This window comes from Segatella copri (genome assembly GCF_019249795.2).
Lineage (GTDB): Bacteria > Bacteroidota > Bacteroidia > Bacteroidales > Bacteroidaceae > Prevotella > Prevotella copri_B.
Genome location: NZ_CP156891.1, coordinates 327,896 through 349,124, shown reverse-complemented (window position 1 = coordinate 349,124; position 21,229 = coordinate 327,896). Strand labels below are relative to the sequence as shown.

17 protein-coding genes are annotated in these 21,229 nt (G+C 48.9%); 9 read left to right on the top strand and 8 right to left on the bottom strand.

The window, feature by feature from the left end:
• Positions 1 to 10 precede the first annotated feature (10 nt).
• From KUA48_RS01550 to KUA48_RS01540, 3 genes are all read left to right on the top strand, one after another.
• Positions 11 to 2,512: a DUF3987 domain-containing protein gene (locus KUA48_RS01550; RefSeq protein WP_218433166.1), complete on the top strand. Its 2,502-nt coding sequence runs from the start codon at positions 11 to 13 to the stop codon at positions 2,510 to 2,512.
• A 118-nt stretch (positions 2,513 to 2,630) separates the two neighbouring features.
• A complete protein-coding gene (locus KUA48_RS01545) occupies positions 2,631 to 3,125 on the top strand; it encodes a hypothetical protein (RefSeq protein WP_118065032.1) in 495 nt (164 codons plus the stop codon).
• Complete coding sequence (locus KUA48_RS01540; protein ID WP_218433167.1) at positions 3,113 to 3,514, top strand: N-acetylmuramoyl-L-alanine amidase; 402 nt, start codon at positions 3,113 to 3,115, stop codon at positions 3,512 to 3,514. Before KUA48_RS01545 ends, KUA48_RS01540 begins: the two co-directional genes overlap by 13 nt.
• Positions 3,515 to 3,548: 34 nt before the next feature.
• On the opposite strand, the gene mnmE is transcribed toward KUA48_RS01540, so the two are convergent.
• From mnmE to rho, 3 genes are all read right to left on the bottom strand, one after another.
• Entirely contained in the window at positions 3,549 to 4,949 is a 1,401-nt protein-coding gene (gene mnmE / locus KUA48_RS01535; protein WP_118255312.1) for a tRNA uridine-5-carboxymethylaminomethyl(34) synthesis GTPase MnmE, read from the bottom strand.
• An 11-nt stretch (positions 4,950 to 4,960) separates the two neighbouring features.
• Positions 4,961 to 5,833 (bottom strand): nucleoside phosphorylase, encoded by an 873-nt coding sequence (locus tag KUA48_RS01530; RefSeq protein WP_218433168.1) that lies wholly within the window; start codon positions 5,831 to 5,833, stop codon positions 4,961 to 4,963.
• Between the two features lie 262 nt (positions 5,834 to 6,095).
• The gene (gene rho, locus KUA48_RS01525; protein ID WP_153094646.1) at positions 6,096 to 8,297 is read right to left on the bottom strand and encodes a transcription termination factor Rho; all 2,202 of its coding nucleotides are present in this window, start codon (positions 8,295 to 8,297) and stop codon (positions 6,096 to 6,098) included.
• Between the two features lie 150 nt (positions 8,298 to 8,447).
• Here rho and KUA48_RS01520 point away from each other — a divergent pair, with 150 nt between their 5' ends.
• The 6 genes from KUA48_RS01520 (at position 8,448) to KUA48_RS01495 (ending at position 14,652) form a co-directional block, all read left to right on the top strand.
• Complete coding sequence (locus tag KUA48_RS01520) at positions 8,448 to 10,271, top strand: ABC-F family ATP-binding cassette domain-containing protein (RefSeq protein ID WP_218433169.1); 1,824 nt, start codon at positions 8,448 to 8,450, stop codon at positions 10,269 to 10,271.
• A 91-nt stretch (positions 10,272 to 10,362) separates the two neighbouring features.
• Positions 10,363 to 10,968, top strand: a complete 606-nt coding sequence (yihA, locus tag KUA48_RS01515; RefSeq protein WP_022120663.1) for a ribosome biogenesis GTP-binding protein YihA/YsxC — start codon at positions 10,363 to 10,365, stop codon at positions 10,966 to 10,968.
• A gap of 29 nt (positions 10,969 to 10,997) precedes the next feature.
• Positions 10,998 to 11,981 (top strand): Gfo/Idh/MocA family protein, encoded by a 984-nt coding sequence (locus KUA48_RS01510; RefSeq protein ID WP_118152430.1) that lies wholly within the window; start codon positions 10,998 to 11,000, stop codon positions 11,979 to 11,981.
• A gap of 155 nt (positions 11,982 to 12,136) precedes the next feature.
• Positions 12,137 to 13,210 (top strand): DUF4421 domain-containing protein, encoded by a 1,074-nt coding sequence (locus tag KUA48_RS01505; RefSeq protein ID WP_118152488.1) that lies wholly within the window; start codon positions 12,137 to 12,139, stop codon positions 13,208 to 13,210.
• Positions 13,211 to 13,228: 18 nt separating this feature from the next.
• Positions 13,229 to 14,089, top strand: a complete 861-nt coding sequence (locus KUA48_RS01500) for an N-acetylmuramoyl-L-alanine amidase-like domain-containing protein (RefSeq protein ID WP_218433170.1) — start codon at positions 13,229 to 13,231, stop codon at positions 14,087 to 14,089.
• Positions 14,090 to 14,115: 26 nt separating this feature from the next.
• Positions 14,116 to 14,652: a hypothetical protein gene (locus KUA48_RS01495; RefSeq protein ID WP_118255307.1), complete on the top strand. Its 537-nt coding sequence runs from the start codon at positions 14,116 to 14,118 to the stop codon at positions 14,650 to 14,652.
• A 62-nt stretch (positions 14,653 to 14,714) separates the two neighbouring features.
• Here the strand turns inward: KUA48_RS01495 and KUA48_RS01490 are convergent, their stop codons facing one another.
• The 5 genes from KUA48_RS01490 to KUA48_RS01470 all read right to left on the bottom strand — a co-directional run bounded on the left by KUA48_RS01490 (position 14,715) and on the right by KUA48_RS01470 (position 21,202).
• Entirely contained in the window at positions 14,715 to 16,361 is a 1,647-nt protein-coding gene (locus KUA48_RS01490; protein ID WP_118255306.1) for a tetratricopeptide repeat protein, read from the bottom strand.
• A gap of 4 nt (positions 16,362 to 16,365) precedes the next feature.
• Entirely contained in the window at positions 16,366 to 18,039 is a 1,674-nt protein-coding gene (recN, locus tag KUA48_RS01485) for a DNA repair protein RecN (RefSeq protein ID WP_218433172.1), read from the bottom strand.
• 98 nt (positions 18,040 to 18,137) lie between these two features.
• Entirely contained in the window at positions 18,138 to 19,067 is a 930-nt protein-coding gene (locus KUA48_RS01480) for a DUF4835 family protein (RefSeq protein ID WP_228112606.1), read from the bottom strand.
• Positions 19,003 to 20,259, bottom strand: a complete 1,257-nt coding sequence (coaBC, locus tag KUA48_RS01475; protein WP_153072650.1) for a bifunctional phosphopantothenoylcysteine decarboxylase/phosphopantothenate--cysteine ligase CoaBC — start codon at positions 20,257 to 20,259, stop codon at positions 19,003 to 19,005. The genes KUA48_RS01480 and coaBC overlap by 65 nt, the downstream gene beginning before the upstream one ends.
• A gap of 79 nt (positions 20,260 to 20,338) precedes the next feature.
• A complete protein-coding gene (locus KUA48_RS01470) occupies positions 20,339 to 21,202 on the bottom strand; it encodes a 3'-5' exonuclease (protein WP_118152440.1) in 864 nt (287 codons plus the stop codon).
• Between the last annotated feature and the right edge of the window lie 27 nt (positions 21,203 to 21,229).

The following is a 21,229-nucleotide window of genomic DNA, read 5'->3' as shown; positions in this document are numbered from 1 at the left end:
AATAAGATAGATGAGTTGTTATTTAATTAAGGTGGAGAACGGGCACAAGGTTGCCCGCTCCATCACCTCGGAAGAGGAGTATAAGCAGCTGCGTGGAAGCAATGAGCAGAAGGCGAATCTTCGCCTGGCTCGTGCCGGAAACGATGCTGCGAAACGGAGACTGGTGCAGTTTAATTATTCCGGCCATTATCCGCAAGGCGTGGTGAAGGGAATGAAACTGCCCAGCGGTGCTTTCGGGTTTGATATGGATGAGCCGGAGGCTTTCGCCAAGGCTGCCAAGCTGCTGCTGAAAGAACCGGACAAGTACGGATTGCTGATGCTGGAACGTAGCGCACGACAAGGCGGACATGCGGTGTTTGAGCGCGAAAAGGGCAAGACGGTTCTGGAGAATCAGGTGAGGATTGCTACGATGCTCAAGTGCGAAATGGATACTTCGGCTCACGACATTAACCGGGTTTACTTCACTACCACATCGGATGACGAAGATCTGCTCTTCCTTTCGCCACAGCTCTTTAAGGATGAATATGATGAGGCTGCCGTAGCAGCTGAAGGGAAAGTGCTGGAAGAAAGAGAACGGTATGGGAAGGAGGAACTACCGGAAGGGGCGCACAAGGCAAACAAGCACTTTATGCCTTGGAAGGAAGAATTCAAGAAGGATTCTCAAGGGAGTTTTAAGAGTCAAGAATTAGAGAATTCGAGAATTTCTTCTTCTGCTGCTTCATCCCCAGCTGGTTCATCAGCTTCTCCTTCTGCTTCTCAAGACAATTACCTCGGGATTCCTTATGGCGAAATCATTAAGAAGTGGTGGCAGATGTATAATGATGGGCAGGAGCCGATGCGCTCCAACCGCAATACGCTGACCTTTGAGCTGGCTGTGAACCTGCGCCACATCTGCGGCTTTGATGGCAATCTGATGGCTCAGATTATTCCCTGCTATGATGGTTTTTCTGAGCAGGAGAAGATGGCTTGCATCAAGTCGGCACTCGGAGAAAAACTTACGCAAATGCCTAAGCGACTGAAAGATGTACTGGCTGCGCTGAGACAGGAAAAGTTGAAGCAAGCTACTCTGAAAGGCATAACGCTTAAGGAGAACGAGGAACTGATCAATGCACTGGACGAGGCAAATGCCCAGGACGAACTGTTCTATTTCAAAGCCTTGCCTAAATTGCCGCAGGGAGTACGCGACTCGGTTAATGCAGTAGGGCCGACACTTGCTTTACCCGTGATTACCGCTATCTGTCCTGTCATCGGAATGCTGGCTACTGGCGTGAAAATCTCCATTCACGGCAAGATGAATTCGCTCAACCTCATCTCTTACATTGCCGGTGATTTTGCATCAGGAAAGGGAAGCATTGACCCGGTAATCAATGTATGGACTTCAGAAGTAAAAGCAATGGACAAAATGTACCAGCTGAAGGAGGATGAATGGAGAGCCAAGAAGCGTGCGGCTAAGAACAAGAAGGAGCAGCCGGAAGAGCCGAAACTGCCGGTAAGATGCTTGACACTGAACAATACGGTGGCGAATCTTGCTGAAAGACTGGCGAATACTGAAGGCAAACACGCCTTCTCATTTACACCGGAAGCTGACACCGTAGCACAGAAGTGGAAATCGGCGATGAGCGACTTTTCCGTCATGTTAAGACAGGCTTACGACGGAACAAGCTATGAGCGCGAGGCAAGAAGTGCAGATGCGGTGAATGTCCATATAGACAGACTGTTATGGAATGTGGTGATGTGCGGCACTCCCGATGCACTTTATCGAGTAGTGAACAATTATACGGATGGTTTCCAAAGCCGTATTGTCGTGGCTCGTACGCCGGATAATACCTTCACCCCGCTCACTGATAACCTCTTCGTGCTTACACCTCGCCAGCAAAGCAATATTCTGCAGATAGCACATCTGTTACCCATGATGGCAGGCGAAGTAGAACTGCCTAAGCTGGAAGCCAAGGGCAGGGAATGGCTGGAGCAGATAAGACTGGAGACGATGAAAGATGATGACAAAGTGAAAGCCCGCCAGCGTTTTCGTATCTGTCCTACCACGATGAGAATGATGGCGTGCATCATGCTCTGCAAGGTGGCAGAATCGCTGATACAGAAACTTGGAGCGGAAGAGGCAGAAACAAGATTGAAGGAGAATCCTCTCTTGTGGAAGGAAATGATTGTGAAAATGCAGACACCGAGCATGCTTTCAGCCTTTGATGTTCTGGCTAACTATCAGCTGGAGAATGCACTCTATTTCTTTCGCAGTCGTATCGAAGCTGCTTTCTCATCCAAGGATTATTGCGGACAGGCACCTGCTGACCGTATACGTCGTGGAAGAAACGATACTATCTTTGAGCGCTTAGACGTAACCTTCAATTTCGAACAGGCTCAGCAGCAGAGTGTTGCCATCAAGGGCGCTAACGTTACGCACGAGGCTGTAAGACAGATGCTGAAGAACTGGAAGCGCCAGGGACTCATCAATATTCTGCCCGATTCGCGTTATCAGAAAGTAGCATCTACGGTTTAAATCCGGTCATTTCCGGTCATTAAGGTCAAGGTCATTAAGGTCATTAAGGTTTTCGGGTCTGAACCCAGCCTTAATGACCACCCCTAAACCAATTATTCATTATTAATTGTAAATTATCATGCATATTTGTATATTTCGCCGCCGTTTCACTCCATGGGGAGTTGATGGCACAATGGTCATTAACGGTAAGTTTTTCTGCGGAACATTGGAGCGTCCTCAGGGCTATCTGAAAGCTGATGCTTACAGACTGGCACTTGTGCCGGTTTCCAACCCGAAGTTTCTGAGGGATGATGAGAAGAGCAGAATCATGCCTGTTATTCTGAAGGAAAACGGCAGAGTTCCGAAGTCTGTTATCCGCAAGCCGTTCTTTGTTCCGGGTAATGGTCCTTATAAATTAATGTATGGCAGCATCATTCTGGGCAGATCTTACATTTCGGGACTTGTGCTTCATTCTGAGGAATACTTCTCGGAGTTTTGCGAGAAGGTGGATGAGGCAATCAGGAACAGGGAGCACATCACGCTCGTTATCAGAGACTGGGGCTTTGATGCGATTCCGCTTAAGTATTTATCACCTTTCAAATCATCCGTAAAATCATTATCATGCGTAAGATAAAGGAAATCATCATTCATTGCAGTGCGACCAAGGAAGGTCGCAACTTCACCGTAGCGGATATTGACCGCTGGCACCGGGAGCGCGGAATGCGCTGCATAGGTTATCATTTCGTGGTTTATCGTGACGGCAGCATTCATGTAGGCCGTGCGATAGAGGAGGTTGGCGCCCATTGCAAGGGCCATAATTCCATCAGTATAGGCATTTGCTACATCGGCGGTTTATCAAAGAAAGGTAAGCCGAAGGATACAAGAACCCGAGACCAGAAAGCGGCAATGCGCTCGCTCATCGAGCAGCTGAAGGAGGAATATCCATTAGCCACGATTCATGGTCATAATGAATTTGCCAATAAGGCCTGCCCCTGCTTTGATGTGAAGAAGGAGTGGGGCTAACAGATAGGGAACGCGCTGCGTTCCCTATTTATACTTATTTTCCGATGCAAAAGTGCTTGAAGATATTGTTTAGCGTTTCCTGGCTACTGATCTGTCCGCCAGTGATTTCACCCAGTTCTTCCAACACCATTTTCAGGTCTTCGGCGACGATGTCGCCGCTCATGCCCATTTCCATCGACTCCAATACTCGGGAGAGGGAATCATGGGCACGGAGTAGGGCCTCGTAGTGGCGGGCACTCGTTATGATGACGTCGTTCTCGGTAATCTCAGGAATATCAGCGGCTTTTACTAATGCCTGCTCCAGGGATGAAACATTCTCGCCTGTGCGGGCACTGATGAAGAGTGGGGCTTCTGATTCACTGGAATCTGAGCCACAGGAATGGGTGAATTTATCGAACGCTAGTTTATCATTCTCCAGTTTATCCATCTTATTAAATACTACCAGCAGCTTCTTGCCTTGGTTCTTCAGCTTCATCTCCTCGATTTCTGAGGCTGACGGCTGCTCATCTAATAGCCAGATTACTATCTTCGCCTCTTCCATCTTCTGGAAAGTGCGCTCTATTCCGATGTTTTCTACCACATCATCCGTCTTGCGGATTCCGGCTGTGTCAATAAAGCGGAAGGTGATTCCGTCGATGAGGGTGGTGTCTTCGATTACATCTCGGGTGGTTCCGTGAATGTCGCTCACGATTGCCTTCTCCTCGTGGAGCAGACGGTTGAGCAGGGTGCTCTTGCCCACATTCGTCTTGCCTACGATGGCTACGGCTACTCCCTGCTTCAGGGCATTGCCGGTTTCGAAGGAGTGGGCGAGGGTGGTAATCTTGTGATTGATTTCTTCGGCTAGTGCCTGGAGTTCGCTGCGGTCGGCAAACTCCAGTTCTTCGTGGTCGCTGAAGTCGAGCTCCAACTCCAGGAGCGAAGTCATCTTTAATAATTTTTCGCGAAGGAGGGAGAGTTCGTTGCTGAAATGGCCCTTCAGTTGGCTGAGCGCCATCTTGTGGGTTGCCTTGTTGGTAGAGGCGATGAGATCAGCTACGGCTTCTGCCTGAGAGAGGTCCATCTTGCCGTTGAGATAGGCACGACGGGTGTATTCGCCCGGTTCTGCCTGGCGACATCCTACCTCCGTAAATCGATGGAGAACCTGCTGAAGAATGTATCGGCTGCCATGACAGGAAATCTCGGTGGAGTTCTCGCCTGTATAACTGTGGGGTGCACGGAACACGCTCACCAGTACATCATCGATGGTGTTGCCATCCTTATCCTTGATTTCGCCATAATGCAGAGTGTAGGGCTTGGCTTCTTCCAGGGATTTGCCGTTGGCAGACTGGAAGATTTTGTCGGTGAGGGTAATGGCGTCGGAGCCACTGAGTCGGATAATTCCGATAGCACCGCCGGCTGGGGTTGCCAGGGCGCAGATACATTCTTCTTGATTCATTTTTTTATTGTTTAAATTCTATCTAATACAACCTTGATGAGATTGTCGATGGTGCTCTTGTAGCCGGTGTTGGCGCTGAGGGCACGGCGGTTAGCGATGACCATGCAGCAGGTTAATGCCTTATGACCGAGGAGAAGGGAAAGACCGGCGAGGGCTGAACTCTCCATCTCGAAGTTGTTGACGCGCAGACCGTTATACTCGAATGCTTCAATCTTCTGATTAAGTTCCGGGTCGACAAGTGGGGCACGGAGCTCGCGGCCCTGAGGACCGTAGAAACCGCCACAGGCTATGGTGATTCCACGAACCATATCATCGCCGGCTATCTGGTTGAGCAATTCCGGATTGTTGTCTACACAGTATGGGTTGCCAATCTGGTCGTTCCATTTTACCTGGCGCTTGAATTCTGCCTCTGTTTCGAGGTCGCAGATTTCGTTGCGACGGGCATAGAAGTTGATGAGTCCGTCGAAACCGATGCTCTTCTGCGAGGCTACGAAGGTTCCAGCAGGGCAGTTGAGCTGCAGGCCGCCGCAGGTTCCGATGCGCACGAGGGTGAGCGTGGTGTGCTCGGGTTTCTCGGTGCGGGTTTTGAAATCGATGTTCTTCAGCGCATCGAGCTCGTTGACTACGATATCGATATTATCGCATCCTATTCCGGTGCTCTGCACAGTGATTCGCTTGCCTTTATATGTGCCGGTGATGGCGTGGAATTCCCGACTTGAAACTTCGCATTCCTTCTCATCGAAATGGGAGGCTACGAGGGCTACGCGACCTGGGTCGCCAACGAGGATTACTTTATCAGCCACTTGTTCCGGGCGAAGATGAAGGTGGAAGCAGCTTCCGTCTTCATTGATAATCAATTCTGATTCTGCAAAATATTTGCTCATGGTTCTTTTGATTTTAAGTTATACATTATTTATATTGGGGCTTTGCGCCCCCTCTGTGTTTAAGATAAGCAAAGATACGAATAAAAAATGAAATGCGATATTTTTTTAATGATTTTAAACAGTAAAAAAACACGAAGGGCAAATCCCGAAAATGGAACTTGCCCTTCTCTTTCAAATCTCTCTTCTTTTATATCTAGTAAAGACTGCCAATGAACGGAGCCTTTTGCCGGATATTCAGATATGGGTAAACCCGGATGAGGGGTTATGAATTCATAGAGAGCAGGAACTCGTCGTTGTTGCGAGTATGCTGCATATTCTTGTGGATGGTGCTCATCGCCTCGATAGAATTCATGTCGGACAGATACTTGCGCAGAATCCACATGCGGTCGAGCGTTGTCTTGTCCTGCAGCAGATCGTCGCGACGGGTAGACGAAGAAATGAGGTTGACAGCAGGGAAGATGCGCTTGTTGCTGAGTGAGCGGTCGAGCTGCAACTCCATGTTACCGGTTCCCTTGAACTCCTCGAAGATGACTTCATCCATCTTACTACCTGTATCGATGAGGGCAGTAGCGATGATGGTGAGCGAACCGCCGCCTTCGATGTTACGCGCAGCACCGAAGAAACGCTTAGGCTTCTGGAGGGCGTTTGCATCCACACCACCGGTGAGCACCTTACCAGATGCAGGAGCTGTGGTGTTGTAGGCACGGGCGAGACGGGTGATAGAATCGAGGAAGATGACAACATCGTGTCCGCATTCTACCATTCTCTTAGCCTTCTCGAGCACGATTCCGGCAATCTTGACATGGCGCTCTGCTGGCTCGTCGAAGGTAGAGGCGATAACCTCTGCATTCACGGTGCGGGCCATGTCGGTAACCTCCTCAGGACGCTCGTCGATGAGCAGCATCATGAGGTAAGCCTCAGGATGGTTGGCTGCGATGGCGTTGGCAATATCCTTCATGAGGATGGTCTTACCGGTCTTAGGCTGAGCCACGATGAGCGCACGCTGACCCTTACCGATTGGCGAGAAGAGGTCTACGATGCGGGTGCTGAGATTGGTGGTGCGGCGGTCGCCACAGAGATTGAACTTCTCATCAGGGAAGAGTGGGGTGAGGTGCTCGAAAGGAACACGGTCACGAACCTCTGACGGGTCACGGCCATTGATCTTGATGATGCTGGTGAGCGGGAAGTATTTCTCGCCCTCGTGAGGCGGACGCACCTTGCACTCGATGACATCGCCAGTCTTCAGACCGAACTTCTTGACGAAGCTGGATGCTACATAAACATCGTCCGGTGAAGAAAGGTAATTGTAATCGCTGCTGCGCAGGAATCCGTAGCCCTCTGAAATCACTTCGAGCACACCGTTGGATTTCACGAGATTGCTGAAATCGTAGGCTGGTGCTTCCTGCTTGTTCTTGGCTGCAGGGGCAGCAGCAGGTGTGTGCTGGTGAGAAGTCTGCGGAGTGGTAGGACGGTCGAAGATATCGACAGTAGGAATGGCAGCCTGGTCTTCGATAGGAATGTCGACTACCAGGATGAAATCGGTTCCATCGCCCGGATCACCCTTCCAGGTTCCGTCTGCATCGAGTTCTACCTTCATACCTTCAGTATAGTGGATAGGAGCTGACTCCTGTTTCTTATCGGTTGCAGTTTTTTCAGTAGCTTTTTCCTTTGCCTCCTCAGCTGGAGCCGGAGCTGCTGCCGGAGCCGGAGCTGCTGCGTTCTGTGCATTCATCTTAGCCTGGAGCATCGCCTGCAAATCACCGCTGATGTTAGCGCTCTCAGCGTTTCCGGCAGAGAACTGCTCTTCCGGAACGGCAACTTGCTCAGGAGCAGTCTGCTGGTTATCGGCTGTTGCCTCTTCCTGCTGTTCTGCCTCAGTAGCAGCCTGCCGGTTAGCCGTCTCCTGTGCATCTTTCGCCATCTGCGCTTCTAGCTCGGCTTTTACCGCCTGATGCTTTCTGATGGCAGCTGCTCTGGCTTCTGCAATGGCTTCGAGTTCAGCCTTGCTTCTTCTGCCGCGGTGTTTCGGGAAGTTGGCAAGTACCTGAGCCTCGATGTCTTCGCCTGATTGGTTTAGAGTCTGCTTCTGGGCAGCTGATTGTAAACTCTGCTCTGCCGGGCTGAACTGGATTTCTTCCTCAACCGCTGGGGCTGGGGCAGTTTCGCTCATAGCCTGAGGAGCAGTCTCGCCGCCGTTAGGACCCAATACCTGGTTCTTCTGCACGTCGAAATTCTCTCCTTCATTACCGTGTACGGAATAGACACGGTCTTCTTTCTTGGTTGCAATGCGGGTGCGCTTGCGCTTAGGGGCTGCTTCAGGAGCTGGCTGTTCTGCCTGGGCGTCGAGAATGGCATAGACGATAGTTTCCTTGTTATCGCTCTTCTTTACCTTGACTCCCAGTTCCTTGGCAATGTCCTTCAACTGAACGACACTCTTTGCTTGTAATTCTTCTTTGCTATACATATATTATATATTGTATATTAATGATTTTTTTCTGAAATGTCGCGTTTCTGAATGGAAACACGGTATTGATTGATAAATTCGTGTGCAAAGATAATTAAAAAATTTGTTTCTGCCAAATATTTTGCCTATCTTTGCACAAAAAAAATAAAAATGGCTAGTCAAATACCCTATTTAGACGTTCAAAACCTCACCAAACGCTTTGGTGCACAGGTTCTTTTTGATAATATTTCCTTCTCTATCGCTGAAGGACAGAAAGTGGGACTCGTGGCGAGAAACGGCACGGGAAAGTCTACGCTCATGTCGGTGCTGATGGATAAAGAGGGACACGAGAGCGGAGACATCATCTACCGACGCGACTTGAAGGTGGGCTATCTGGAGCAGTCGCCGCAGTTTGATCCGGAGGAAAGTGTGCTGCAGGCGTGCTTCAATCATGAGGATGATCCGGAGAAGGTGCTGAAGGCGAAACAGATTCTCACCCAGCTGCACATTACCAACCTGGAACAGCCGATGGGACAGCTCAGCGGCGGACAGCAGAAACGAGTGGCGCTGGCGAATGTGCTGATTACGGAACCCGACTTCCTGATGCTGGACGAGCCGACCAACCATCTGGACCTGGAGATGATAGAGTGGCTGGAGGGTTATCTGAACCGCGGCAACAAGACCATCTTCATGGTTACGCACGACCGATTCTTCCTGGACAAGGTGTGCAATACGATTCTGGAACTCGACGACCGCACCATCTACACCTACCGCGGCAATTATGCCTATTATCTGGAGAAGAGGCAGGAGAGAATGGACAATCTGAGAGCCGAAATTCAGCACTCGAAGAATCTCTACCGCAGGGAACTCGACTGGATGCGCCGTCAGCCTCAGGCTCGCGGACACAAGGCAAAATACCGCGAGGATGCTTTCTACGAGCTGGAGAAGGTGGCGAAGCAGCGCATCGAAGACAGGCAGGTAAGGCTGAAGGCTTCTACCGTTTATATAGGTTCGAAGATTTTTGAATGCCAGTATGTGAGCAAGGCTTTCGACGACAGGGGACAGAAGAAGGTGATTCTCGACAACTTCTACTACAACTTTGCCCGCTTCGAGAAGATGGGTATTGTGGGTAATAACGGAACGGGAAAATCGACCTTCATCAAGATGCTGCTGGGCGAGGTTCAGCCCGACAGCGGCAAGTTTGACATCGGCGAGACGGTTCGCTTCGGCTATTTCTCGCAGGAGGGACTGAAATTCCGTGAAGACCAGAAGGTGATTGACGTGATTACGGAGATTGCTGATTATATAGATCTGGGCGGCGGCAAGCACATGACGGCTTCGCAGTTTCTGCAGTTCTTCCTCTTTACGCCCGAGGAGCAGCACAACTACGTTTACAAGCTGAGCGGCGGCGAGAAGCGCAAGCTTTACCTCTGTACGGTGCTGATGAGGAATCCGAACTTCCTGGTGCTGGACGAGCCGACCAACGACCTTGACATCCAGACGCTGCAGGTACTGGAAGAATATCTTCAGGATTTTGCGGGTTGCGTCATCGCGGTGAGCCACGACCGCTATTTCATGGACAAGGTAGTAGACCATCTGCTGGTTTTCAAGGGCGAAGGCGAAATACAGGATTTCCCAGGCAACTATACGCAGTACAGGGAATGGAGCCGGATGCAGGCGAAGGACGAGGCGGAACAGGCGAAACCGGCAAAGAGCGGAAATGCAACGGCAGAAAACGACGGAGCTGGCACGGCCAAGCGCGACGCCAATTTTGAGAACAAGCGCAAGATGAGCTACAAGGAGAAGCGCGAATATGAGCAGCTGACCCAGGAAATAGATGCGCTGACCGAGGAACAGAAGAAGCTGGAAGAGGAACTCTGCAGCGGAAATCTATCGGTTGAGGAACTGACGGAGAAAAGCAAGCGCCTGCCTGAAATCAAGGATGAACTTGATGAGAAGGAAATGAGATGGCTGGAACTGGCTGAAATGCTCTAGACTTTGAACTTTGAGCGTTGAACATTGAACTTTATGATTAGTTGATGTGCGGCCGTTAATAATAAATATTTATAAAAGAAAAATAGAAAGAATGGAAATTAAGAAATCAGAATTTACAATATCGGCTCCACGAGTGAGCATGTGTCCGAAAGATACGAAGGCTGAATATGCTTTCATTGGCAGAAGTAATGTGGGAAAATCGAGCCTCATCAATATGCTCTGCAACCACAAGGGTTTGGCTAAGACTTCAGCCACACCGGGTAAGACGCTGCTTATCAACCACTTCATTATCAACAACGAATGGTATCTGGTTGACCTTCCTGGCTATGGTTTCGCCAAGCGTTCGAAGACCGTACAGAAGCAGCTGGAACAAATGATAAGCAGTTATATTCTGCAGCGCCAGCAGTTGGCTAATGTCTTTGTGCTCATCGACGTGCGCCACGACCAGCAGAAGATAGACCGCGAGTTTGTAGACTGGCTGGGCGAGAGCGGCGTTCCTTTCTGCATCGTCTTTACCAAGGCCGACAAGTTGGGTCCGGTCAAGGCTCGCATGAATGCGGAGAAATGGATGCATGCGCTGGAAGACCGCTGGGAAGCACTTCCACCTTATTTCATTACCAGTAGTGAAAAGAAGATGGGACGCGACGAGGTGCTCGACTATATTGACGAAATCAACAAATCGCTCGCCGGAGAATAATCTTTCGGGAGAGAATAAACCAACAGAGAATGAAACAGATTAATTGGGGATTTATCGGCTGCGGAGAAGTAACCGAAAAGAAAAGCGGACCGGCTTTCAACGAAGTGGAGGGTTCGCAGGTGGTGGCTGTGATGAGCCGAAGCGAGAACAAGGCACGCAGCTATGCTGAGCGCCATCATGTGCGCAAATGGTACACGGATGCATCGGAATTGATAGAAGACCCCGATGTGAATGCTGTTTACATCGCCACGCCACCTTCTTCTCACGCCATCTTTGCCATCATGGCGATGCGTGCGGGCAAACCCTGCTATATAGAGAAACCGCTGGCAGCGAGCTACAACGACTGCATCCGCATCAACCGCATCAGCGAGCAGACGGGTGTTCCCTGCTTCGTAGCTTACTATCGCCGTTATCTTCCTTACTTCCAGAAGGTGAAGGAGATTATCGAGAGCGGAACCATCGGTAACGTGGTGAATGTTCAGGTGCGCTTCTCGGTTCCTCCGCGCGATCTCGACTTTCAGAGCGGCAAGGAAATGCCTTGGCGACTGCAGCCGGATATTGCGGGCGGCGGCTATTTCTACGACCTGGCTCCTCATCAGATAGATTTGCTCCAGAATCTGTTTGGTGTGATTACCCGTGCGCACGGCTATCCTGCCAACAGAGCGCATCTTTATCAGGCTGAAGATACGCTCTCGGCGTGCTTCTTCTTTGAGAGTGGAATTCCGGGCAGCGGAAGCTGGTGCTTCGTGGGACATGAGAGTGCGAAGGAAGACTGCATCGAGGTGATTGGCGAGAAAGGTTCGCTCTCATTCTCGGTGTTCACTTACCAGCCGATAGAAGTGATTACGAGCGAAGGAAAGAACTTGATTACGGTTCCGAATCCGCCTTATGTGCAGCTGCCGCTCATCAAGAGTGTGATTCAGCATCTGCAGGGAATAGGAAAATGCGACTGCACCAGCGTTTCGGCTACGGCTGTCAACTGGGTGCTGGACCGAGTATTGTGGAAGAACTGATTTTTTACAAAATCATCATCAGGATTAGAGCGTAAGTTATGAAGAGATGTTTCTGTATAGTAGGATTTATCTGTTCCCTTGTCTGCACTTCGGCAAGGGCAGGGGAGTCCGTGGATTCTACCATGCTGGGAACGCTCTTCAACAAGACGATGTTCATGTCCAATTCCCAGGACAGCCTCGTGAAAGAGCGCCATCGCAAAACCTTCTTCCATCAGGTGGGAGATGTGTTCACCCGGTTCTTCAGAGAATTCAACAGTACGGATTCGGCTTATATAGAAGACCAGCATTACAATTATACGGTGATGCTGCAGAACACCAATACCTACGAGGAATATACGCTCAGAAACAGCGAAGGACAGAGCATTTCCTTCTCGCCTGATCCTTCTTACCGCCTGGGGCCTTATCTGGGCTGGCGATGGGTGTTTCTGGGTTATACGTTCGACCTGAAGCACATTAATTTCAGGAATAACCACACTAATAAAAAGGAGTTTGACCTGAGCCTCTACAGCAGTCTGCTGGGAATAGATCTGTTCTGGCGCCAGACGGGAAATGACTATCATGTTCAGCGGATGAATCTGGGTGAGCACATCGATTGTGCCCCTATCCGCAAGGCTCCTTTCGACGGTTTCAAATCGAGCATCAAGGGATTCAATCTTTATTACATCTTCAACCATCGCCGCTTCTCTTATCCTGCCGCCTATTCGCAGAGTACGGTGCAGCGGAGAAGTGCCGGTTCCATGCTTCTGGGAATCGGTTACACGGAGCATGAACTGGAGGTGAACTGGGATAAACTGACCAATCTTGTAGATGAAAAGCTGAATAAAAATCTGACAAACGGGGGAACTCCGGAAGCCAAGATAGACAGTTCGCTGATGTTCAGCAAGGTGAAATACAGCGATGTGAACGTAACCTGCGGCTATGCTTACAACTGGGTTTTCGCCAAGAACTGGCTCTTCAACGCTTCGCTCTCGGTAGGTGTGGCTTACAACCGCTCGAAATCGGATAATGAAAGGGAACATCTGGACATTACCAACTTCAGTTTCAAGAATGTGAACCTGGATGGAATAGGCCGCTTCGGTATTGTGTGGAACAACACGCATTGGTACGCGGGCGCCAGCACCATCATCCATTCCTACAACTATAAGAAAAAACAGTTTTCTACCAACAATTCGTTTGGCTCACTCAATATTTATGTGGGTGTGAACTTCGGCAGGAAACGTCATCATTAATATATAAAAAGAGAAGAGATGAAAATATTTACGAAAATGGCAGCTGTCGTGCTGGCTGTCGTGCTGGCTGTTCCGGGAGAAGCCAGGGGGAATGTGGTTTATCAGCGGCAGGACAGTCTGCGGATTGTAGGACTGCTGCAGCAGGCAAGGGCGATGAAGAAGAAACCAGCCAGTTGGATGCTTTGGTTCGGCAAGCAGATGGCGGGCGTTCCTTATGTGGGCGGCACGCTGGACCGAACGAAGGAAGAGGTGCTCATCGTGAACACCCGTGAGCTGGACTGCACCACATACGTAGAGATGGTAACGGCGCTCACCCTATGCGCCAAGAAGAATGAGACTTCTTTCTCGGCTTTCTGTGAACATCTCCGGAATGTGCGTTATGTGGGCGGAGAGGTTTCCTATGTGAAGCGCCAGCATTATTTCACGATTTGGATGGATGCAAACGAGCGCGAGGGAATCGTGAAGAATATTGCGCCCAATCCTCCTTTCTCGGCCGTTCAGACCGTGAACATCAACTGGATGAGTACGCATGTTTCGAGCTATAAGATGCTTAAGGCTCATCCGGAATGGAAATCGGGAATCAGAAAACTGGAACAGAGTGTGAACGGCAAGCGTTACCGTTATGTTCCGAAGGGCAAGATTGCCAACACGGCAGTTTTCCGCAACGCTATTCATGATGGTGACATTATCGCCATCATTACCAACAAAAAGGGTCTCGACACAACCCACATCGGTATTGCCTCCTGGCACAAAGACGGATTGCATCTGCTCAACGCCAGCAGCATTCACAAGAAGGTGATTGATGAACCGATGACACTTTATACTTACATGCATAAACATCCGGTGCAAATAGGAATCAGGGTTTGCAGAGTTCAGTAAAAAAATATTAGAAAAAGAAAAGATAAATGGAAGAGAAAAAGAATTTTGAAGCTGTCTTCAAGGAAGATCTTTATCAATATCTGCTGGGTATTGATAAGGTAGACGCTCATTTGCCGGAAGCTCCGGATTTGGAAGAGCTGTGGCAGAAAGTAGGCGAGAGTTATCTGCCTGATGCGATTCGCGAGTTTGCCAAATATCCTACGGTTTCATTGGGTTGGATCATGTATGTAGGAATGGCGCTTGCCAAGTATTGGGATGAGGATTGGGAACTCTACAGCAAGGTAGAGAATCATTATGAATATCTTCGTGACAGAATAGATTTCGACCACATGGATGATTACATCTGCGAAAAGGTTCTGCTGCTGAATGAGGAAGCGCATAAGACTGTTACGAATGTAGTGGCAGAATGTGCTTCGCGCTCTTACAGCAAGCTGATTCATCTGAATCTGCAGCCTGGAAGCGAGGAAGCCTTCCGTGGTTTCGTTGCCGCCCTTCACCAGATGTTCCTTATGGGAATAGCCGTAGAGCTTAAAATGCTGGGGTACCACATGACTAAAATGTAAAAGAAAGTCCGTAGGCGTTCTGTTAAAATGCCCACGGACTTTCTTACTTATTACTAAAATAATTACTTCACTTTCTTGAGATATTCTCCAGCGCGGGAATCGCCGAGTTCCTGGGCTTTCTTCAGGTTCTTGATGGCCTCTTCCTTATTTCCTTTCTCCTTCTGGAGCAGTCCTAAGAGAAGGTAGCCGTCAGCATATTCAGGAGCCAACTCTATGCAATGGGTGGCTGCGCTGATTCCTTCATCATAACGCTTTACACGCAAGTCGAGACTTGCCCATTCTGCAAAATAAGTAGGCTCTTTAGGAGCCAGGTAACAGGTGCGGGCAATATCAAGCAGGGCTGGCTGCCACATGCGTAACTTGGTTTCGCATTGGTAACGGGTGTAGAAGAAGGCTGGCGAAACAGGACGGGCAATGGAATCGTACATATTATAATCCTGAATAGCGCGGCGGAATTCACCCTGCTCCTTCAGAAATTCTCCACGTGCCAGATAATAATTCGCAACCATTCCGATCTTGTTTCCAACGCTTACCGCACTATCGAGCAAAACCTCAATCTCCTTGGCTGGAGCCTTGAGATTCTTCTTAGCCTGGGCAGCCTCAAAATAGAGTTCGCCGCTGAGAAGTGAAGTATTGGTCAAATCCATGAAAGTATCGTAAGCTTTCTGATACTCACCCTTTACAAAATTAATCTGCGCTTCCTGATGGCGGTAAATAGGCTGAGCCTTGATTTCGTATGCCTTTTGAGCCTCAGCTATGGCCTTATCAAGCGTCCAGTCCTTATAAACAGAATCGCCCTTGTAAATAATCTTCTGATAAATCAGGTCGGCATAGTTGGAATGAGCCTCATCCTTGGCAGCCGATTTCTTAATGCCTTCTTCCATCAGTTTGGCAGCTGCATCATATTCGGCCTTATCCGTCAGATAAGCGGCTTTCTCCTTGTAACCGAAGGCTGAAGTAGGAAATTTGCTGATAAACTCATCGCTATATTTCGCATACTCATCAGCTGTAGTCTGGCCTTTCTTCAGAGTCATCATCGTCATCGCTTCGTTCTCTGTATCAGGAAGAGCTGTACGGATGGTGGTTTCGCGAAGTGCTGCATCAAGACTCGAAAGACCGGTTACCTTCAGCTGCTTGGCGTAGTTGGCGTCGATGGCCGTAACCTGACCATTGCTGTGCATCAGACCGATGACCTGACCGTTCTTGTTGGCAAACGGACAACCTACTGCATTTTCGGGAGCACTATTCGAGAAGATGTAATAGTTGTACGTAGTCTTGAACTTCTCTACGCTGCTGATGTCCTCCTGCTGGTAAGCCGGCTTCTTGATAGAATATGGAACCAGCCAGACCTTGTCGCCAGCAGCCGATTCCTTGGTTGCAATAGGGGCAGCAACTGTAGAGGCGTTGATGCGGAATTTAGCCACATCGTAGAGTTCGTCGGCTCCCATGATGGCCTCAACAGGAATCGATTTTCCGGAAGCGTCAACAACGCTAGCCTTTACAGCTCCGACAAATGGCTTGAAGGTGCTGATAGCCGTTCCCTTGTTGTCGATAAAAACACCTTGGGTAGAGGCGATAATGTCGCCTTTCTGATTGAAAGTAGTCAAGGTGAAAACGCTCTTAGCCAGTTTCTGGACCGAACCCGGCTGGGCATAGAGGGACGATGCTCCGAGCATCAGTCCCATCATGATCATATTTATTTTTTTCATAATCTTATTTGTGTTGCTTGTGTTTATTGAGCAACTCCTTAGCATTTGCCAGGGCAGCAGGCGTAATGTCGCTTCCGCTGAGCATCTGGGCGATTTCTTCTATACGCTGCTGCTCGTTGAGTTCCTTCATGTGAGAAAGAGTTCCCTCTTCGGTTTCTTCTTTCAGAACCTTGTAATGATGGGTTCCCATGGAAGCAATCTGCGGCAGGTGGGTGATGGAAATAACCTGACGGTTCAAATTGCCCATCTCTGTCATGATTTCCGCCATCTTTTCTGCAATCTTACCGCTTACTCCCGTGTCGATTTCATCAAAGATGATGGTTGGCAGTTTTACGGCGCCGCTGATCATAGCCTTCAGAGAAAGCATGACGCGGGCGATTTCTCCACCGGAAGCAACCTGACTCACCGGCTGGAGAAGCGTGCTCTTGTTGGCGCTGAACAGGAAATTGACCTTGTCAACACCATCAGAACTGAGCGGCTTGGCGGAGAATGAAATTTCGAAGCGGACATTTGGAATTCCCAGAGGAATGAGACGTTTCTTCATTTCTTCTTCTATCTTTCTAGCCGATTTTGTTCGGATGGCAGTCAGTTCACCAGCCAGCTTTTCAGCCTTAACAAGCAGAAGGGCAACTTGCTTTTCCAGCTCTTCTATGTCTTCATCTCCATTATCAATGTGCTGTAGCTGTTCGTTGATTCGCTCGCGAGTGGCGATGAGTTCCTCTACATTTTCCACATGGAATTTCTGCTGGAGCGAGTAGAGGTGGTCAAGCCGGGAATTGATGGTTTCAAGCCGGTTCGGGTCGAACTCTATATTGTCAACGCTTCCGCTTATTTCCTGGGCAATATCCTTGAGTTCTATATAGCTGCTCTGCATTCGCTCAGCCACCTCTTTCACATCCGGATAAACCTCCTTGATGTTGTCAATCTGCTGGGCTGCATTCTTCAGTTTGTCGAGAATACTGCCGTCTTCGCCCGAGAGTGCATTATCTGCTTCATAGAGAGCAGTCTTGATGTCTTCAGAATGGCTCAGGGTTTCTGCTTCCTGTTCCAGTTGCTCAAGTTCGCCTTCCTGCAGGTTAGCGTCATCCAGTTCCTTAAACTGGAATCGCATGAATTCCTCGTTCTCCCTGTTCTTTGCGATTTCCGCTTTCAGGTCTTCCAGCTGTTGCTTAGCCTTTTTATAGTTCTTGTATTCGGCAAGATAAGCCTTCTTCTGCTTTTCATCGTGGGCAATAATGTCGACCACGCTGAGCTGGAAGTCTTCCTTCTGCAGCAGGAGGTTCTGGTGCTGCGAATGAATATCGACGAGCTGTTCGCCCAGTTCTCTCATCTTGCTCAGGGGGACGGGCGTGTCGTTGATGAAGGCACGGCTCTTTCCGGCAGCAGTCAGTTCGCGGCGGATGATGGTGTCTTCTGCATCATAATCAATATCGTTAGCATCGAAGAAATCCTGCATTCCGTATTTTGACAGGTCGAAGTGTGCTTCAATCACGCATCGGTCTCTTCCTGCCTTGATGGCCTTGCTGTCTGCACGATTGCCCAGGAGCAGTCCGATGGCTCCGAGAATGATGCTCTTTCCGGCACCCGTCTCGCCCGTGATGACTGAGAATCCTGGATAAAGAGGAATGTCCAACTCGTCAATCAACGTGAAATTCTTGATGTATAATTGCTTGAGCATAATTTCTTATCTTATTGTTTTAAAGGAACTTAACCTACCTATGAAGAATCTTTGCTTTATCGTCCGGGAAGTTGCCTCGAATCATTCTGCATGTAGCCTTATTCCTTGATTTTGTCCCAATATGAGTTTTGAGAAGGATTAATGGAGAAGAGCAGCTCATAAATGCTTTCTTTCTCTTTCTGAGTGCCATGTTTCTGATAGATGTTAGCAAGCTCGTCCTTCTTATAGTCGGTCCAGATTTGTGGCAGCAGACTGAGCGGTCTGTCTGTACGTGCCTTCTTCAGATCCTGGAGCAGGGTGTTGGTGATTTCAGTTCTGCCTCGTTCCACATTATTCGCCATTTCATCGAGCCCTTTTCTGTAATAGTTGTATTGCAGCATTCTGAAAGGCTCCATGGCTCCGTCGAGATAATCGGAAATGATGGCGAACCGGTTTCTGTTGTCACTAAACGCTTTCCAGCCCGGAAAATCAAGATTCTGGGCGTTGTTGGTGAGGTTCATGCAACGTTGCAGAATGTCTTCACCACCTTTAGGCGCAAAACTGTCAAGATCTAAACCGATGATGAGGTAAGCATAGTAGGCGAGCAGAGCCGTTAGCTGGTTGTCAATCCGCTCTTCGGTAAACTCCAGCTGGTCGAACTCGGCAAACTTGAACGTGAAGTTTTCATCCACATTATTATATAAGGTGGACGTATAGGCTGAATTGTAGACGGGACGGTTGGCCTGGATGAGCGCCTTGCAGGTAAAGATATTCTGGTCTTTATCATACTTGCTTACCGTGATATTGAAGTTGCACACGATGCGCTCGTTCTTCCTGAATTGAAGATTCGTCCATTGCCTGTCGTTCACAAACTGCTCAAGAGTTTGCTGCAGATTATCGAATATCCGGTTTTCCGTGCCCTGAATCTGGGCATGGTTGATGGTAATCTTAGCCTGTAACTCCTGAGCGGCTGATGTGATGGGGCTACAAGAGATGAGCCAGCTCGTTGATAATGTCACGAGCCACTTCAGTTTTCGGTTTCTTCTCATATTCTTTCTTACCCTCTTCAGAAATAATCGTTATCTGGTTGTCATCCGTACGGAATGTGGTTCCCGGATTGCGAGTAGAGTTAAGCACGATGAAATCGGCATTTTTCTTTTTGCGTTTTTTCTGTGCATTAGCCTCTTCATCGTTGGTTTCCAGGGCGAAAGCCACAATTCTCTGATGTTTTTGTTTCATCTTGCCAAGGGCTGCAGCAATATCGTGAGTAGGGACGAGGCGGAGTTCCAGATCATCTTTCTCGCGCTTGATTTTCCTGTCAGCAATCTCGCTTGGCTTGAAATCAGCAACAGCAGCACAGAGAATGGCTACATCGGTTGAGGCAAAAGCTTTAGTGGCAGCCTGATACATTTCCTCGCAACTTTCTACATCGATGCGATGAATGGCTTCGGAACAGCTGAGCGAAACCGGACCTGCAACCAGCGTAACCTCAGCACCACGACGGCAGCACTCTTCAGCAAGGGCAAAGCCCATTTTGCCGGAAGAATAATTGCCGATGAAACGTACCGGGTCAATCTTTTCGTAAGTTGGTCCGGCTGTAATCATGATCTTCTTGCCTTTCAAATCGAGCTTATCGCTTTCTTTTTCCTTGCAGTTTTCTGATGCAGCTTCATCGGTCTTCGCATTCTGCTGAGCCTGTTCATCGAAGAATCTGTCAAGGCATTCTACGATAATATCAGGTTCTTCCATGCGTCCCTTTCCTTCCAGTCCGCTTGCCAGGAATCCCACTTCGGGTTCTATGATGTGATTTCCATAGCCCAGAAGTGTTTTCATGTTGGCTTGGGTAGAAGGATGCTTATACATGTCGAGGTCCATGGCTGGAGCGATGAAAACAGGCGCTTTCATCGACAGATAGGTTGTGATGAGCATGTTGTCAGCAATTCCGTGAGCCATCTTTCCCATGGTAGAGGCTGTGCAAGGAGCGATGAGCATGGCGTCGGCCCACAGACCTAAGTCTACGTGCGAATTCCAGGTTCCATCGCGCTGCGAGAAGAATTCGCTTACCACAGGCTTATGCGTAAGAGCCGAAAGGGTGATGGGAGTGATGAACTCCTTTCCTGCAGGCGTAATGACCACCTGCACTTCGGCTCCGCGCTTGATGAGACCTCGTATGATGAGGCAAGACTTGTAGGCTGCAATAGAGCCCGTAATGCCCAATACGATTTTCTTTCCTTTTAACATGAATTTTTCTAACTGTTAAGAAATAAATCCGAGTTTCGCAAGGTTTGTTTTTCAACTGCTTGCGAAAGTCCGGTAACAATTATTTTCCCATTCTCTTGTTGAATTCACGAAGGCGGATGCGGGTAAGCACCTGCTTGGTATTATTGGTGAAATCGCTTCCCAAGACCCATGTAAAATAACCCGGGTCTTTGGTCAGAATCTCAGCCACATCCCATCCTTTGTATTTACCGAAGTTGAATACTTCGTGCTTCAAAGGATTTCCGTTCTCATCGTTTACAACGTTGCCCTGGGCGTCTTTTACCTCTTCCCAAACGATGCGTCCGGCGAAATCTACATTATCCTTTTGCTTAGAGAAATCGGCAAGTTCATCCATATTGTTGTTGAGCACGCGCTCAGGTTCGTCCTGCACGCCTGGAGCATACTTGTCGAGCTCGCCCATGAGCACGCGGTAAGTAGCCTCTGTATCCTGATCTGCACGATGAGCTTCGAAATCTTCCTCCATCTTTCTGCCGCAATAGAACTTGTAGGCAGCAGCCAGGTTACGGCGTTCCATCTTCATGAAGATGGTCTGCGCATCGATGAGACGGCACTTGTTGAAATCGAAGTCGATTCCAGCACGCAGGAATTCTTCTGCGAGCATCGGTACATCGAAGTGGTTGGAATTGTAGCCTGCGAAATCGCAACCTGTAAATTCCTTCTCTAATGTAGAAGCCAGCTGCTTGAAGGTTGGTGCATCTTTTACATCTTCGTTGCTGATGCCTGTAAGGGCAACTACTTCGGCAGGAATCTCCTTGCAAGGATTTACATAGAGGTTCTTGCGGTCTTCAGTTCCATCAGGCATTACCTTGATGTAAGAAATCTGTATAATACGATCCTTGATCATGTCGAGACCGGTTGTCTCCAGGTCGAACACGATCAGAGGCTTTGTCAAATTGAGTTTCATTTTTGTAGAAATACTTTTCTTTTTGTT

What these genes read in the sequence shown, in the direction of transcription:
- KUA48_RS01550 (WP_218433166.1), top strand. Translation starts at nt 11, where the DNA reads ATGAGTTGTTATTTAATTAAGGTGGAGAACGGGCACAAGGTTGCCCGC.
- KUA48_RS01545 (WP_118065032.1), top strand. Translation starts at nt 2,631, where the DNA reads ATGCATATTTGTATATTTCGCCGCCGTTTCACTCCATGGGGAGTTGAT.
- KUA48_RS01540 (WP_218433167.1), top strand. Translation starts at nt 3,113, where the DNA reads ATGCGTAAGATAAAGGAAATCATCATTCATTGCAGTGCGACCAAGGAA.
- mnmE (WP_118255312.1), bottom strand. Translation starts at nt 4,949, where the DNA reads ATGAATCAAGAAGAATGTATCTGCGCCCTGGCAACCCCAGCCGGCGGT.
- KUA48_RS01530 (WP_218433168.1), bottom strand. Translation starts at nt 5,833, where the DNA reads ATGAGCAAATATTTTGCAGAATCAGAATTGATTATCAATGAAGACGGA.
- rho (WP_153094646.1), bottom strand. Translation starts at nt 8,297, where the DNA reads ATGTATAGCAAAGAAGAATTACAAGCAAAGAGTGTCGTTCAGTTGAAG.
- KUA48_RS01520 (WP_218433169.1), top strand. Translation starts at nt 8,448, where the DNA reads ATGGCTAGTCAAATACCCTATTTAGACGTTCAAAACCTCACCAAACGC.
- yihA (WP_022120663.1), top strand. Translation starts at nt 10,363, where the DNA reads ATGGAAATTAAGAAATCAGAATTTACAATATCGGCTCCACGAGTGAGC.
- KUA48_RS01510 (WP_118152430.1), top strand. Translation starts at nt 10,998, where the DNA reads ATGAAACAGATTAATTGGGGATTTATCGGCTGCGGAGAAGTAACCGAA.
- KUA48_RS01505 (WP_118152488.1), top strand. Translation starts at nt 12,137, where the DNA reads ATGTCCAATTCCCAGGACAGCCTCGTGAAAGAGCGCCATCGCAAAACC.
- KUA48_RS01500 (WP_218433170.1), top strand. Translation starts at nt 13,229, where the DNA reads ATGAAAATATTTACGAAAATGGCAGCTGTCGTGCTGGCTGTCGTGCTG.
- KUA48_RS01495 (WP_118255307.1), top strand. Translation starts at nt 14,116, where the DNA reads ATGGAAGAGAAAAAGAATTTTGAAGCTGTCTTCAAGGAAGATCTTTAT.
- KUA48_RS01490 (WP_118255306.1), bottom strand. Translation starts at nt 16,361, where the DNA reads ATGAAAAAAATAAATATGATCATGATGGGACTGATGCTCGGAGCATCG.
- recN (WP_218433172.1), bottom strand. Translation starts at nt 18,039, where the DNA reads ATGCTCAAGCAATTATACATCAAGAATTTCACGTTGATTGACGAGTTG.
- KUA48_RS01480 (WP_228112606.1), bottom strand. Translation starts at nt 19,067, where the DNA reads ATGAGAAGAAACCGAAAACTGAAGTGGCTCGTGACATTATCAACGAGC.
- coaBC (WP_153072650.1), bottom strand. Translation starts at nt 20,259, where the DNA reads ATGTTAAAAGGAAAGAAAATCGTATTGGGCATTACGGGCTCTATTGCA.
- KUA48_RS01470 (WP_118152440.1), bottom strand. Translation starts at nt 21,202, where the DNA reads ATGAAACTCAATTTGACAAAGCCTCTGATCGTGTTCGACCTGGAGACA.